Below are 14122 nucleotides of genomic sequence, written 5' to 3'. Positions count from 1 at the left end.
ACAAAAATGACAACTCCAACGCAACGTTTCAAGTTCTCTCCCACCGCCTTCGCCGTGATCGCCGCCTGCGTGCTGGCCACGGGCGGCGCCCTGGTTTTCTCGGGCGCGTCGCGCGCGGCCGATGAGCCCAAGGCCAACCAGCCCCGTCCCGCGCTCACCGTGAGCACGGCCCAGCCGCAGCGCACCTCCGTGCCGGTGCGCCTGTCGGCCAACGGCAATGTGGCCGCGTGGCAGGAGGCCAGCATCGGCGCCGAAAGCAACGGCCTGCGCCTGACCGATGTGCGCGTGAACGTGGGCGACGTGGTCAAGGCCGGCCAGGTGCTGGCCACCTTCTCGGCCGAGACGGTGCAGGCCGACGTGGCGCAGATGCGCGCAAGCCTGCTCGAAGCCCAGGCCAATGCGGCCGAGGCGGCGGCCAATGCCGACCGCGCCCGCTCGCTGCAGGCCACGGGTGCCTTGAGCCAGCAGCAGATCCAGCAATACACGACGGCCGAGAAGACGGCGCAGGCCCGGGTGGAGGCCGCCAAGGCCACGCTGAACGCACAGCAGCTGCGCCTGAAGTACACGCAGGTGGTGGCGCCCGACAGCGGCGTGATCTCGGCCCGCACGGCTACGGTGGGTGCGGTGGTGGGTGCGGGCACCGAGCTGTTCCGCATGGTGCGCAAGGGCCGCCTGGAGTGGCGGGCCGAGGTCACCTCGACCGAGCTGCGCCGCATTGCGCCGGGCGCCAAGGTCAGCGTGACCGCGGCCAGCGGCGCCACGGCCGAAGGCACGGTGCGCATGGTCGCACCCACCGTGGACCCGCAGACGCGCAATGCGCTGGTGTACGTCGATTTGCCGGCGAACAGCGATTTCCGCGCGGGCATGTTCGCGCGCGGCGAGTTCGCGCTGGGCCAGAGCGATGCGCTCACCGTGCCGCAGGAGGCCCTGGTCGTGCGCGACGGGTTCTCCTACGTGTTCGTGGTGGGGGCCGAGCAGCGCGTGCAGATGCGCAAGGTACAGACCGGCCGCCGCGTGGCGGACCGGGTCGAGGTGGTGTCGGGCCTGGAGGCCAATGCGTCGGTGGCCGTGCGCGGGGCGGGTTTCCTGAACGACGGCGACCTGGTGCGCGTGGCGGCTCCGGCGGCTGCGCCGGCTTCGCCCGCGGCACCTGCACAGCCTGCGCGCACCTCCTCGGCGCGGGAATTCAAGCCAAAAATGCACCTGGCGCTTGCTGATCAAGCGCCAGCAGCTATCAATTAAGGAGCGTTCTTCATGAATGTATCCACTTGGTCGATCAAGAACCCGATACCGGCGCTGATGCTGTTCGTGCTGCTGACGTTCGGCGGCCTGCTGTCGTTCAACGCCATGAAGGTGCAGAACTTTCCGGACATCGACCTGCCCACGATCTCCGTGACCGTGGCGCTGCCGGGCGCCTCGCCTGCGCAGCTCGAAAACGACGTGGCGCGCAAGATCGAGAACAGCATCGCCACGCTGCAGGACTTGAAGCACATCTACACCAAGGTGCAGGACGGCGGCGCCACCATCACGGCCGAGTTCCGGCTGGAGAAGACCACGCAAGAGGCTCTCGATGATGTGCGCTCTGCCGTGGCCCGCGTGCGCGGCGACCTGCCTGGCGACGTGCGCGACCCCATCGTGACCAAGATGGACCTGGCCGCGCAGCCGGTGCTGGCCTTCACCGTGGCCTCCAACCGCATGGACGACGAGGCGCTGTCGTGGTTCGTGGACGATGCCGTCGCCAAGAAGCTCCTGGCCGTGCGCGGTGTGGGCGCGGTCAACCGCGTGGGCGGCGTGCAGCGCCAGGTCCATGTGGAACTGGACCCGGTGAAGCTGCAGGCGCTCAACGCGTCGGCCGCTGACATATCGCGCCAGCTGCGACTGGTGCAGACCGAAAGCGCCGGCGGCCGCACCGACCTGGGCGGCAGCGAGCAGCCCGTGCGCACGCTGGCCACCGTGCAGTCGGCGCAGGAACTCGCGGGCCTCACGCTCGCGCTGTCCGACGGCCGCCATGTGCGGCTCGACCAGGTGGCCACGGTCTCCGACACCATCGCCGAGCCGCGCGCGCTGGCCATGCTCAATGGCAAGCCCGTGGTGGGCTTCGAGGTGGCGCGCAGCAAGGGCGCCAGCGAGGTGGAAGTGGGCGGCGCGGTGCAGGCTGCGCTCAAGGAGCTGCGCGAGCAGCACCCCGACCTCGAGGTCACCGAGGCCTTCAACTTCGTGCAGCCGGTGCAGGAGGAATACGACGGCTCCATGCACCTGCTGTACGAAGGCGCCCTGCTGGCCGTGCTGGTGGTGTGGCTGTTCCTGCGCGACTGGCGCGCCACGTTCGTGTCGGCCGTGGCGCTGCCGCTGTCGGTGATCCCGGCGTTCATCGGCATGCACCTGCTGGGCTTTTCGATCAACGTGATCACGCTGCTGGCGATGTCGCTGGTGGTGGGCATTCTGGTGGACGATGCCATCGTGGAGGTGGAGAACATCGTGCGCCACCTGCGCATGGGCAAGACGCCTTACCAGGCGGCCATGGAGGCGGCCGACGAGATCGGCCTGGCGGTGGTGGCCACCACGTTCACGCTGATCGCGGTGTTTTTGCCCACGGCCTTCATGAGCGGCATCGCGGGCAAGTTCTTCAAGCAGTTCGGCTGGACGGCGTCGCTCGCGGTGTTCGCCAGCCTGGTGGTGGCCCGGGTGCTCACGCCCATGATGGCGGCGTACATCCTCAAGCCCATCGTGGACGAGCACAAGGACCCGCGCTGGATGACGGTGTACCTGCGCTGGGCGTCCTGGTGCGTCAAGCACCGCTGGATCACCTTCCTCGCCACCGGCGCGTTCTTCATCGGCTCGCTCGCGCTGATCCCGCTGCTGCCCACGGGCTTCATCCCGCCGGACGACAACTCGCAGACCCAGGTCTACCTGGAGCTGCCGCCCGGCGCCACGCTGGCGCAGACCCGCGCCGTGTCCGAAGACGCGCGCGCGCGCATCGCCAAGGTGGAGCATATCAAAAGCGTGTACACCACCATCGGCGGCGGCTCGGCGGGTGCCGACCCCTTCATGGGCGGCGCTGGCGCCGAGACGCGCAAGGCCACGCTCACCATCTTGCTGGCCGAGCGCGGCGACCGGCCGCGCAAGCAGGGCATCGAGAACCACATCCGCGCTGCGCTGGAGACGCTACCCGGCGTGCGCAGCAAGGTGGGCCTCGGTGGCTCGGGCGAGAAGTACGTGCTGGTGCTCTCGGGCGACGACCCGCAGGCGCTGACCACGGCGGCCCTCGCGGTCGAGAAGGACCTGCGCACTATCCCGGGCCTGGGCAGCATCTCGTCCACCGCCAGCCTGGTGCGCTCTGAAATTGCGGTGCGCCCCGACTTCGCGCGCGCCGCCGACCTGGGCGTGACCAGCAGCGCCATCGCCGAGACCCTGCGCATCGCCACCGTGGGCGACTACGACGTATCGCTGCCCAAGCTCAACCTGGCCTCGCGCCAGGTCCCCATCGTGGTCAAGCTGCAGGACGACGCGCGCCAGGACCTGTCGCTGCTCGAGCGTCTGGCCGTGCCGGGCAGCAAGGGCCCGGTGATGCTCGGCCAGGTGGCCACGCTGGAGTTCAGCGGCGGCCCGGCCGTGGTGGACCGCTACGACCGCGCGCGCAACGTCAACTTCGAGATCGAGCTGTCGGGCCAGCCGCTGGGCGACGTGACCAAGGCGGTGGAGGCGCTGCCCTCCATCAAGAACCTGCCGGCCGGCGTGCGCCAGATCACCATCGGCGACGCCGAGATGATGGGCGAGCTGTTCGCCAGCTTCGGCCTGGCCATGCTCACCGGCGTGCTGTGCATCTACATCGTGCTGGTGCTGCTGTTCAAGGACTTCCTGCACCCGGTGACCATTCTGGCGGCGCTGCCGCTGTCGCTGGGCGGTGCGTTCGTGGGCCTGCTGATCGCGCAAAAGAGCTTCTCCATGCCCTCGCTCATCGGGCTGATCATGCTCATGGGCATCGCCACCAAGAACTCCATCCTGCTGGTGGAGTACGCCATCCTGGCGCGGCGCGAGCACGGCATGACGCGCTTCGAGGCACTGATCGACGCGTGCCACAAGCGCGCGCGGCCCATCATCATGACCACGCTGGCCATGGGGGCGGGCATGATGCCCATCGCCCTCGGTATCGGCGCTGCGGACGCGAGCTTCCGCTCGCCGATGGCGGTGGCCGTGATCGGCGGCCTGATCACCTCGACGCTGCTGAGCCTGCTGGTCATCCCGGCGGTGTTCACCGGCGTGGATGACGTGGGCCAGTGGTTCGGGCGCACGATGCGCCGGCTGCGGGGCGGGCACCATGAACACCCGCCTGCGGCACCGCAAACCCCGCCAGCCACGCATTGATAGCACGCACTTACATTTCGGGGGGCTCTTTCGGCAGAAAAGCCGGGAAATCACCCGGCAGCCGATGGGTTTGGTGGGGGGCGGGCGTTAGATAATGTAACGAGCACCATGAACCTCGTCAGCCTCAACATCGAATCGATCCAGCTTGGCCAGCCGCTGCCTTTTGTGCTGCGCGGCGCCGACGGCACCCTGCTGGCACAAAAGGGGTACATCATCCGCACCCGCGAAGAGCTGGCCAAGATGGTGTCCCGGGGCCGCCAGCTGTGCGTGGACACCGACGAGTCCGGCGGCAGCCACCGCGCCTACCTGGCGCAGCTGCAGCGCATGCTGAACGCCGACACCAACCTGGGCGAGATCGCGGCGATGAAGATGACCGCGGCCGAGGACTCGGCCGCGCGCGCCCGGGGCGGCCGGCTGCTGCCCGACTGGCCCGAGCTGCAGTTGCGGGCCACGCAGCTGCTGCGGTCGCCGTCGGCCACGGACTTCGGCGGCCGGTTCCAGGCCCTGCACGACGAGCTATCGCGCCACTGCGAGCAGACGCCGGACGCGACGCTGCTGGCCATGATCTACCTGTCGGCGCAGGAAACCCACATGTACAGCGGCACCCATTCGATGCTGGTGAGCTGCGTGTGCATGGTGGTCGCGCGCGAGATGCTGCGCTGGCCCGAAGTGCGCGTGCAGCAGCTGGGCCAGGCGGCGCTGAGCATGAACATCGCGATGACCGAGCTGCAGGACCAGCTCGCCCAGCAGACCCACCCGCTCACCGCCGAACAGATCTCTGCGGTGGAGGACCACGCGGCGCGTTCCGATGCCCTGCTGCGCAGCCTGGGCGTGTCCGACCCGCTGTGGCTGGAGGCGGTGCGCTGCCACCACCACCGCACCCCCGGCCCCCTGGCCAAGAAGACCGAAGCCCAGCAGATGGCGCGCCTGCTGCAGCGCGCCGACATCTTCGGCGCGCGCATGGCGCCGCGTGCGGCCCGCCCGCCCATGCCGGCCACCGCCGCCATGCAGGCGAGCTACTACGACGAGGAGCACCAGGTCGACGAAGCCGGCGCGGCCCTCGTCAAGACCCTGGGCGTGTACCCCCCCGGTGCCTTCGTGCGCCTGGCCAGCCAGGAGGTGGGCGTCGTCATCCGCCGCGGCGCCACGGCCACCACGCCCAAGGTGGCCGTGGTGACCAACCGCGAAGGCATGCCCACGGGCGAGCCCATTCCCCGCGACACCGGCATGCCACCCTGGAAGGTCACGGGCGTGGTGGCCTTCAAGGATGTGCGGGTCAAGCTCTCGCTCGACCGGCTGCTGAGCCTGGGCTGACCCGCCGGCGCCGACGGACGGGCAGATACACCTGGGGCCTGCGCCATCGGCCAGCGCCCCTCGTGCTCATGCGGTGCGGCGCCGGTACGCCGCGGTGCGCGGCGCCCTCTCCACAGACTTTGATCCCCTTGCGGCATGGTGGCCGCATCCATGGGGTCGGCTGCTGCGTACATGATGCAGGTGCCGCGTGATCCACACCGATTCCGGGATCCGCACCAAGACGTAACCAATCGGTATAAATAAAAACTCATGTGGACAAAAAATAATGGAGCGGTTAAATTGGCCGCACCGACCTGTGCTGGAAGTCCTATGACCACCTTTTTGCTACGACCCGTCCCTGCCGCCGCCCTGGTGCTGGCCGCTGCCTTCGGGCCCGGGGCCTGGGCCCAGCCAGCGGCGCAGCCGGTGCCCGGTGCGGCTGCAGCGGCGGCGCCGGCCGCCTGTCCCGCCACGCTGCAGCACACCTTCCTGCGCCTGCAGGACGAAAAGCCGCAATCCCTGTGCCAGTACAGCGGCAAGGTCGTGCTCGTGGTCAACACCGCCAGCTTCTGCGGATTCACCGGCCAGTACAAGGGGCTTGAAGAGCTCTATGCGCGCTACAAGGACAAGGGCCTCGTCGTGCTGGGCTTCCCGTCCAACGACTTCTCGCAGGAGTCCGGCAGCAACCAGCAGATCGCGGACTTCTGCGAAAGCACCTTCGGTGTGAAATTCCCCATGTTCGCCAAGAGCAGCGTGAAGGGCGCCGACGCCTCGCCGCTGTTTCGCCAACTGGCCCAGCTCTCGGGCACCGCCCCGCGCTGGAACTTCCACAAATACCTGCTGGGCCGCGACGGCAAGCTGGTCGACCAGTACTCCAGCCTGACCGCGCTCGACAACCAGGGCCTGGTGCGCGCCATCGAGCAGCAACTGGCGGTTGCCCCCGCACGGTGATTGACATGCTTTCTTTACGTTTCTTTAAAAAAAACCTGTCCGAAGGCTGGAACTTCGGCGGGACAGCCCCACTCTATTTCTTGCGCAACACGATTGCGCGACGTACAGTTTTAGTGTTGCGAAGCCTTTCGGGCCCCCGGGTTCCGACTGACCTCCTGGAGCGCTTCTCCTCCCTCCCTCTCTTATTCGTTTCGGGACGCTTCGCAACCTTTTTATTCCGTGACCCGGCCAGAGGGAGCCGGCCATGAAAATCGCCATCATCGGCTCCGGCATCTCCGGGCTGGCTGTCGCGCACCAGCTGCGCGGGCATGCGGACATCACCCTCTTCGAGGCCGGCGACTACTTCGGCGGCCACACCCACACGGTGGACGTGACGCTGCCCGATGCCTGGGGCAACCCGGTCACGCACGGCGTGGACACGGGCTTTCTGGTCTTCAACGAGCGCACCTACCCGGGCTTGATCCGCCTGCTGGCCGAGCTGGGGGTCGAGACCTCCAAGTCCGACATGTCGTTCTCGGTGCAGGTGCCCGGCGCGCTGCGCGGGCGCACGCTCGAGTGGAGCGGCACCGACCTGTCCACCGTGTTCGCGCAGCGGTCCAACCTGCTGAACCCGCGCTTTTGGGGCATGCTGCGCGACCTGCTGCGCTTCAACCAGCTGTGCACCGGCATCGCACAGGCCAATGCCGAGGCCGCGATGACGCAGCCGCTGGGCGACTTCCTGAAGGAGCACCGCTTTGGCGACGCGTTCCGCGACTGGTACTTCCTGCCGATGCTCGGCTGCATCTGGAGCTGCCCGACCGACCAGATGCTGAAGTTTCCCGTGGCCACCATGATCCGGTTCTGCCACAACCACGGCCTGATCCAGGTGAGCCAGCGGCCGCAGTGGTGGACGGTGTCGGGCGGTGCCTGGCACTACGTCGAGAAAATCGTGGCGGGCATTGCCGACAAGCGCCTGTCCACCCCCGTGCGCCGCGTGGAGCGCGACGCGGCCGGCGTGCGCGTGGTCACCGACCGGCACACCGAGCATTTCGACAAGGTCGTGCTGGCCACGCATTCGGACCAGTCGCTTGCGCTGCTGGCCGAGCCCAGCGCGCAGGAGCGTGCAGTGCTGGGCGCCATCCGCTACCAGGCCAACCGCGCCGTGCTGCACACCGACACGGCCGTGCTGCCCCGCCTGCGCAGCGCCTGGGCCGCCTGGAACTACGAGCGCGCCGCCGAGGGCCACCGCGAGTCGGCCCGCGTGTGCCTGCACTACCTCATCAACCAGCTGCAGCCCGTGCCGTTCGCTCAGCCCGTGGTCGTGTCGCTCAACCCGCTGCGCGAGATCGCGCCGGAGCATGTGATCGGCAGCTACGACTACGCCCACCCCGTGTTCGACCTCGCGGCCATCCAGGCCCAGCGCGGCGTGGCCCAGCTGCAGGGCCAGGCCCACACCTGGTTCTGCGGCGCCTGGACGGGCTACGGCTTCCACGAAGACGGCCTGCAGTCGGGCCTGGCGGTGGCCGAGCAGCTGCGCGCCACCCTGCCCACCGCGTGGGCGAAGGCCGCCTGATGACCACGCCGGGCGCTGCCGCACCCCTGATCGGCTTCGGTCAGGTGCGCCACACCCGGCTGCGCCCGCAGCGGCACGCGTTCGCCTACCCCACGTTCTTCCTGATGCTGCCGCTGCGCAGCCTGGCGGGCGGGGCCGGCGCGGCTGCGGGCGCACCCGGCCCGCTCGCGGTCAACCGCCGGGGCCTCATCAGCTTTCACGATGCCGACCACGGCGACGGCCGCAGTGCCGCGCAGGGCGGTGCGCTCGCCTGGGTGCAGGAGCTGCTGCGCGCCGAGGGCATCGCAGACGCGGACGGCGAGGTCTGGCTGCACTGCTACCCGCGCGTGCTGGGCTACACCTTCAAGCCCGTGAGTTTCTGGTACTGCCACCGCGCCGACGGCAGCCTGCGCGCCATCGTGGTCGAGGTCAACAACACCTTCGGCGAGCGCCACTGCTACCTGCTCGATGCGCCGCGCTACGGCGTGGAGCTTGCAGCGCGCAAGGTGTTCCACGTGTCGCCGTTCTGCGAGGTGAGCGGCGGCTACCGGTTCCGCTTCATGCGCACCCTGGCCGCAGGGGCCGGAGCGCCCGCCGACACCGATTCCGATGCCGCGGGCCGCACCGTGGTGCGCATCGACTACGACGACGCGGCCGGCCCGCTGCTGCAGACCAGCGTGAGCGGCACCCTGCACCCCATCACCGACAAGACGCTGCGCCAGGCCCTGTGGGGCTACCCGGCCATGACGCTGGCCGTGATCGCCCGCATCCACTGGCAGGCGCTGCAGCTGTGGCTCAAGCGCGTGCGCTTTCACAGCAAGCCCGCAGCGCCGGCCTCCACCGTGACCCGCTGAACTGCTGAAACGTTGACCACCGAACCATCGAATCGCCGGCCCTTGGAACGCACCCACCGCAAACCGCACGAGATGACCGCCATGAACACCTCCAGCACCACCGCCCGCCGCCCGGCCATCGACCTGCCCCAGGGCACGCCCGCCGCCGCCCGCACGGCCCTGAAGCTCTTGCAGCGGCTGCAGCACGGCAGCCTGACGGTGCAGCTGCCCGACGGCACGCTGCAGCACTTCGGCCACGGGGGCGGGCCCACCGCCGCCATCACGCTCAAGAACTGGAACGTGTGCAGCGCCGCGCTCAAGTCCGGCGACATCGGCTTTGCCGAGAGCTACATCGCCGGCGACTGGACCACGCCGCACCTCACCGACCTGCTCAAGGTCTTCATCGCCAACCGCCAGCAGGTCGAAGGCGTGATCTACGGCACCTGGGCCGGGCGGCTGCTGTACCGCATCAAGCACCTGCTCAACCGCAACACCCGCGCCAACAGCCAGAAGAACATCCACGCCCACTACGACCTGGGCAACGCGTTCTACCAGCTGTGGCTGGACGACACCATGAACTACTCGTCCGCCTGGTTCGAGGGCCAGGCCGGCGGCGACATGCGTGCCGCCCAGCACGCCAAGGTGCGCCGCGCGCTGCGCATGGCCGGCGTGCAGCCCGGCGACCGCGTGCTGGAGATCGGCTGCGGCTGGGGGGCGCTGGCCGAGATGGCGGTGACCGAGTTCGACGCATCGGTCACCGGGGTCACGCTGTCCACGGAGCAACTGGCCTTCGCCCAGGACCGCATGGCGCAATGCGACCGCGCGCAGCAGGCCGACCTGCGGCTGCAGGACTACCGCGACATCACCGACGGCCCGTACGACGCCGTGTGCTCCATCGAGATGATCGAGGCCGTGGGCCGCGAGTACTGGCCCACATACTTCCAGGCGGTGCAGCGCCTGCTCAAGCCCGGCGGCCGTGCCTGCGTGCAGAGCATCGTCATCGACGACAGCCTGTTTGCGCGCTACATCAGCTCCACCGACTTCATCCAGCAGTACATCTTCCCGGGCGGCTGCCTGCCCTGCCCGCGCGAGTTCCGCCGCGAGGCCGAGGCCGCCGGCTTGCGCGTGGTCGACGAATTCGCGTTCGGGCAGGACTACGCCGAGACGCTCAAGCGCTGGCGCGAACGCTTCCTGGCCCAGCGCACGCAGATCCTGCAGCTCGGGTTCGACCAGCGCTTCATGCACATCTGGGAGTTCTACCTGGCCTACTGCGAAGCCGCCTTTGCGATGGGCAACATCGACCTGGTGCAGTACACGCTGGTCAAGGACTGACCGGCCAGCCCCGGAGGCACACCGATGAACGCTATTAAAAACATAGCTATTGCCGCTTGCCTGGCAAGCGGTACGGCCATTTTTTATGCGCAACCCCTGTTCGCGCTGGAAGCCGAGGCGGCCGGCCCGCTGTCTGGCGCCCGCCTGGTGGGCCAGGGCACGTTGAGCTTTCTGGGGTTCGATGTGTACCGTGCGCGCCTGTGGGCCGCGCCCGGGTTCGACGCCAGCGACTACGCCGCCCACCCGCTGGCGCTGGAGCTGACCTACCACCGCGGCTTCTCGGCCGATGCCATCGCCAAGCGCTCGCTCGACGAGATGCGCCGTGTGGGCAGCTTCACCCCCGAGCAGGCCGCGCGCTGGCAGCAGGCGCTGCAGGCCGCACTGCCGGACGTCAAGCCCGGCGACCGCCTGCTGGGCGTCTACCAGCCCGGTGCAGGCGCGGTGTTCCGCATGGGCGGGCGGGTGGTGGGCGAGGTGCCCGACGCCGAGTTCGCGCGCCTGTTCTTCGGCATCTGGCTGTCGCCCAAGACGTCGGAGCCGGCGCTGCGCCAGGCACTCATCGCCTCGCCCCGCAACGCAGGGTCGCCCCCGTGACCCCGCAGGCCCCGCAAGCCCTGCAGTCGCCGCTGCGCGCCGGGCAGGGCCTGGCGTATGGCCTGCTGGGCCTGCCGCTCGCGTTCGTCGCGCTGCCGCTGTACGTGCTGCTGCCCAACCACTATGCGCGCGAGTTCGGCATGCCGCTGGCCACGCTGGGCGGGCTGCTGCTGGCGGCGAGGCTGCTCGATGCCGTGTCCGACCCGCTGCTGGGGCGGCTCTCCGACCACCTGTTCGGCCGCTCCGCGCGCGCCGTGCTGGCGGTGGGCGCCGTGTCGGCGGTCGTGATGGCGCTGGGGCTCACGGGGCTGTTCTTTCCGCCGGTGCAGGGGGCGCCTGCGCTCACCGCCTGGGCGTTTGCGGCACTGGTGGTGACCTACCTGGCCTACAGCCAGCTGGGCATCGCGCACCAGTCGTGGGGCGCGCGCCTGGGTGGGGACGAGCTGCAGCGCAGCCGCATCGTGGCCTGGCGCGAAGGCGCGGCCCTGGTGGGCGTGGTGCTGGCCTCGCTGCTGCCCGCGCTGGCGGGGCTGCCGGCCATGCTGGGCGTGTTCGCGCTGGCGCTGGGCCTGGGCTGGTGGGCCTGGAGCCGGGCGCCCCGGCCGGCCACCCACGCCGCTGCGGCGTGGCAGCCGGCGCACGCAGCACCACAGCCCGCGCTGTGGCGCCCGTGGCAGCGCCCGGCGTTTCGGCGCCTGCTGGCCGTGTTCGTGCTCAACGGCATTGCCAGCGCCATCCCGGCCACGCTGGTGCTGTTCTTCATCCAGGACCTGCTGCAGGCCCCGCCCGCGCAGGAGCCCCTGTTCCTGGGCATCTATTTCGTGTGCGCCGCGGTGTCGATACCGCTGTGGCTGCGCGCCGTGGCGCGCTTCGGGCTGGCACGCACCTGGCTGGCGGGCATGCTGCTGGCCATCGCGGCGTTCAGCGGCACGGCGCTGCTGGGCGCGGGCGATGTGTGGCCGTTTGCGCTGGTGTGCGCGCTCTCGGGCGTGGCGCTGGGCACCGACCTGGCCCTGCCCAGTGCGCTGCTGGCCGGCGTGATCGCGGCCGAAGGCGACAGCGGCCGCCACGAGGGCGCGTACTTCGGCTGGTGGAACCTGGCCACCAAGCTCAATCTGGCCCTGGCCGCGGGCCTGGCGCTGCCGCTGCTCGGCGCGCTGGGCTACGCGCCCGGCACCCGCAGCGAGGCCGGCCTGCAGACCCTGAGCCTGGCCTACGCAGTCCTGCCCTGCGCGCTCAAGCTGATGGCCGCCGTGGCCCTGTATGCCCTGATCCTGCGCCGCCTCCCGGCGGGCGCAGCCCTTCCCCTGCGAGGTACCCCATGACACTGAACCGACGCCACCTCCTCGCCGCCGCCGCGGCCGCCGCCAGCCCCGTGCTGCTGGCGGGCTGCGCCAGCCAGAACCTCGAGGGCTACGCCAGCGAGAAGCCGGTGCTCGACCTGGCCCGCTACTTCAACGGCACCATCGACGCCCACGGCATCTTCCAGGACCGCAGCGGGCAGATCGTCCGCCGCTTCACCGTGGTCATGGTCTGCACCTGGACGGGTGATCAGGGCGTGCTGGACGAGGCCTTCACGTATTCGGACGGCACCACGCAGCGGCGCGTCTGGCGCCTCACGCGGCTTGCGGACGGGCGCTACACCGGCACGGCGGACGACGTGATCGGCGAGGCGAAAGGCCAGACGCGCGGCAACGCCTTTCGTTGGAACTACACGCTGGCCCTGCCCGTGGACGGCAAGGTCTACCACGTGGACCTGGACGACTGGATGTACCTCATGGACGACCGCGTCATGCTCAACCGCGCCACCATGAGCAAGTTCGGCGTGCGCCTGGGTGAGATCACCTTGTCCTTCACCAAGCGCGCGCCATGAGCCTGAACCCGCCCCAGCGCGACTGGCACGGCCGCCGCGCCTGGCTCATCGGCGCCTCCACCGGCATCGGCCGGGCCACGGCGTCGGCCCTGCATGCGCGGGGTGCGCGCGTGGTGGTCTCGGCCCGCGATGGCCAGGCGCTGCAGGAGTTCGTGCGCGAGCACCCCGGCAGCGAGGCGTGGCCCCTGGACGTGGCCGCGCCCGAGCAGGTGCAGGAGGTGGCCGCGCAGGTGCTGGCCGGCGGCGCAGTGGACCTGGTGTGCTACTGCGCAGGCACCTACCGCGAGATGCGCGCCACCGAGTTCGACCTGGCCGACATGCTGCGCCACCAGCAGACCAACTACACCGGCGTGCTGCACGTGTTGGGCGCCGTGCTGCCGGCCATGCTGGCCGCCGCCGCGCGCGGCCAGCCGGGGCACCTGAGCGTCATCAGCAGCGTGGCGGGCTTTCGGGGCCTGCCCAAGAGCCTGGCCTACGGGCCCACCAAAGCCGCGCTGATCAACCTGGCGGAGGCGCTGTACCTGGACCTGCACGACCTGGGGATCGGCGTGAGCGTGATCAACCCCGGGTTCGTGTCCACGCCGCTCACCGCGGGAAACGACTTTCGCATGCCCGCACTCATCACGCCCGACGCGGCGGCCGCCGCCATCCTGCAGGGGTGGGGAGAGGGCCAGTTCGACATCCACTTCCCCAAGCGCTTCACGCGCGTGATGAAGGCGCTGCGGCTGCTGCCGTATGGTTGCTACTTTCCAGCGGTGCGCCGCTTCACGGGACTATGACCATCAGTTTCTCGCCCCCTCCACCGCCTGTCACCACCGGCGGCGCGCCCACCGCCACACCCGAGGCCGTGGCCCGCGTCGTGGCGTTCTTCGAGCAGCTGTCCCCCGCCGATGTCGCGCACATCGGCCGCCTGTACGCACCGGCTGCGCGGTTCAAGGATCCGTTCAACGATGTGCAGGGCGTGCCTGCCATCCAGGGCATCTTCGAGCACATGTTCACGTCGCTGCAGGCGCCGCGCTTCGTCGTCACCGGCCAGGTGGTGCAGGGCGACCAGTGCTTTCTCACGTGGGACTTCGTGTTCGCGTTCCGCAATTTCCACCAGGGCGTGCAGCAGACGGTGCGGGGCGCGTCGCACCTGGTGTTCGACAGCCGGGGGCTGGTCACGCTGCACCGCGACTACTGGGATGCGGCCGAAGAGCTGTACGAGAAGCTGCCCGTGGTGGGTGGGCTGATGCGCTGGCTCAAGCGGCGCGCGAACAGCTGATGGCTTCCGCTTGCAACAACACCCATCGTTCACCGTTCGCGCAGTGCCAGCCCGCACGCAGCGCAGGGCTTGGGCAGGCTCAGCCC

General features: G+C 69.7%; 12 protein-coding genes. All 12 read left to right on the top strand.

Annotated features, from left to right (window positions below):
* The first annotated feature begins 6 nt into the window (after positions 1-6).
* A complete protein-coding gene (locus tag ACSQ3D_RS19365) occupies positions 7-1242 on the top strand; it encodes an efflux RND transporter periplasmic adaptor subunit (RefSeq protein WP_436127968.1) in 1236 nt (411 codons plus the stop codon).
* A 12-nt stretch (positions 1243-1254) separates the two neighbouring features.
* On the top strand, positions 1255-4365 hold the full coding sequence (locus tag ACSQ3D_RS19360) for an efflux RND transporter permease subunit (RefSeq protein WP_436127967.1): 3111 nt from the start codon (positions 1255-1257) through the stop codon (positions 4363-4365).
* Positions 4366-4473: 108 nt separating this feature from the next.
* Positions 4474-5679 carry an HD-GYP domain-containing protein gene (locus tag ACSQ3D_RS19355; protein ID WP_436127966.1) on the top strand — a complete coding sequence of 402 codons (1206 nt, stop codon included), beginning with the start codon at positions 4474-4476 and terminating at the stop codon, positions 5677-5679.
* A gap of 309 nt (positions 5680-5988) precedes the next feature.
* A complete protein-coding gene (locus tag ACSQ3D_RS19350) occupies positions 5989-6609 on the top strand; it encodes a glutathione peroxidase (RefSeq protein WP_436127965.1) in 621 nt (206 codons plus the stop codon).
* A 244-nt stretch (positions 6610-6853) separates the two neighbouring features.
* A complete protein-coding gene (locus tag ACSQ3D_RS19345; protein ID WP_436127964.1) occupies positions 6854-8161 on the top strand; it encodes an NAD(P)/FAD-dependent oxidoreductase in 1308 nt (435 codons plus the stop codon).
* A complete protein-coding gene (locus ACSQ3D_RS19340; protein ID WP_436128048.1) occupies positions 8161-8994 on the top strand; it encodes a DUF1365 domain-containing protein in 834 nt (277 codons plus the stop codon). The genes ACSQ3D_RS19345 and ACSQ3D_RS19340 overlap by 1 nt, the downstream gene beginning before the upstream one ends.
* Positions 8995-9075: 81 nt before the next feature.
* Positions 9076-10305, top strand: a complete 1230-nt coding sequence (locus ACSQ3D_RS19335) for an SAM-dependent methyltransferase (protein WP_056411636.1) — start codon at positions 9076-9078, stop codon at positions 10303-10305.
* Between the two features lie 24 nt (positions 10306-10329).
* Complete coding sequence (locus ACSQ3D_RS19330) at positions 10330-10899, top strand: chalcone isomerase family protein (RefSeq protein ID WP_436127963.1); 570 nt, start codon at positions 10330-10332, stop codon at positions 10897-10899.
* Complete coding sequence (locus tag ACSQ3D_RS19325; protein ID WP_436127962.1) at positions 10896-12224, top strand: MFS transporter; 1329 nt, start codon at positions 10896-10898, stop codon at positions 12222-12224. Before ACSQ3D_RS19330 ends, ACSQ3D_RS19325 begins: the two co-directional genes overlap by 4 nt.
* Entirely contained in the window at positions 12221-12772 is a 552-nt protein-coding gene (locus ACSQ3D_RS19320; protein ID WP_436127961.1) for a DUF3833 domain-containing protein, read from the top strand. The genes ACSQ3D_RS19325 and ACSQ3D_RS19320 overlap by 4 nt, the downstream gene beginning before the upstream one ends.
* Positions 12769-13551, top strand: coding sequence for an SDR family NAD(P)-dependent oxidoreductase (locus tag ACSQ3D_RS19315; RefSeq protein ID WP_056411156.1), 783 nt, complete (start codon positions 12769-12771; stop codon positions 13549-13551). The genes ACSQ3D_RS19320 and ACSQ3D_RS19315 overlap by 4 nt, the downstream gene beginning before the upstream one ends.
* Complete coding sequence (locus tag ACSQ3D_RS19310; RefSeq protein ID WP_436127960.1) at positions 13548-14036, top strand: nuclear transport factor 2 family protein; 489 nt, start codon at positions 13548-13550, stop codon at positions 14034-14036. The genes ACSQ3D_RS19315 and ACSQ3D_RS19310 overlap by 4 nt, the downstream gene beginning before the upstream one ends.
* Positions 14037-14122 lie beyond the last annotated feature (86 nt).

The sequence above is a fragment of the Acidovorax sp. LjRoot117 genome, assembly GCF_964252695.1.
GTDB lineage: Bacteria > Pseudomonadota > Gammaproteobacteria > Burkholderiales > Burkholderiaceae_C > Acidovorax.
The sequence above is the reverse complement of the archived record's forward strand: the minus strand, read 5'-3'. Positions and strand labels throughout refer to the sequence as shown.

Excerpts from the sequence above, each read along its gene's own strand:
- ACSQ3D_RS19310 (WP_436127960.1), top strand. The coding sequence starts at position 13,548 with ATGACCATCAGTTTCTCGCCCCCTCCACCGCCTGTCACCACCGGCGGC.
- ACSQ3D_RS19345 (WP_436127964.1), top strand. The coding sequence starts at position 6,854 with ATGAAAATCGCCATCATCGGCTCCGGCATCTCCGGGCTGGCTGTCGCG.
- ACSQ3D_RS19340 (WP_436128048.1), top strand. The coding sequence starts at position 8,161 with ATGACCACGCCGGGCGCTGCCGCACCCCTGATCGGCTTCGGTCAGGTG.
- ACSQ3D_RS19320 (WP_436127961.1), top strand. The coding sequence starts at position 12,221 with ATGACACTGAACCGACGCCACCTCCTCGCCGCCGCCGCGGCCGCCGCC.
- ACSQ3D_RS19365 (WP_436127968.1), top strand. The coding sequence starts at position 7 with ATGACAACTCCAACGCAACGTTTCAAGTTCTCTCCCACCGCCTTCGCC.
- ACSQ3D_RS19355 (WP_436127966.1), top strand. The coding sequence starts at position 4,474 with ATGAACCTCGTCAGCCTCAACATCGAATCGATCCAGCTTGGCCAGCCG.
- ACSQ3D_RS19315 (WP_056411156.1), top strand. The coding sequence starts at position 12,769 with ATGAGCCTGAACCCGCCCCAGCGCGACTGGCACGGCCGCCGCGCCTGG.
- ACSQ3D_RS19330 (WP_436127963.1), top strand. The coding sequence starts at position 10,330 with ATGAACGCTATTAAAAACATAGCTATTGCCGCTTGCCTGGCAAGCGGT.
- ACSQ3D_RS19350 (WP_436127965.1), top strand. The coding sequence starts at position 5,989 with ATGACCACCTTTTTGCTACGACCCGTCCCTGCCGCCGCCCTGGTGCTG.
- ACSQ3D_RS19360 (WP_436127967.1), top strand. The coding sequence starts at position 1,255 with ATGAATGTATCCACTTGGTCGATCAAGAACCCGATACCGGCGCTGATG.
- ACSQ3D_RS19335 (WP_056411636.1), top strand. The coding sequence starts at position 9,076 with ATGAACACCTCCAGCACCACCGCCCGCCGCCCGGCCATCGACCTGCCC.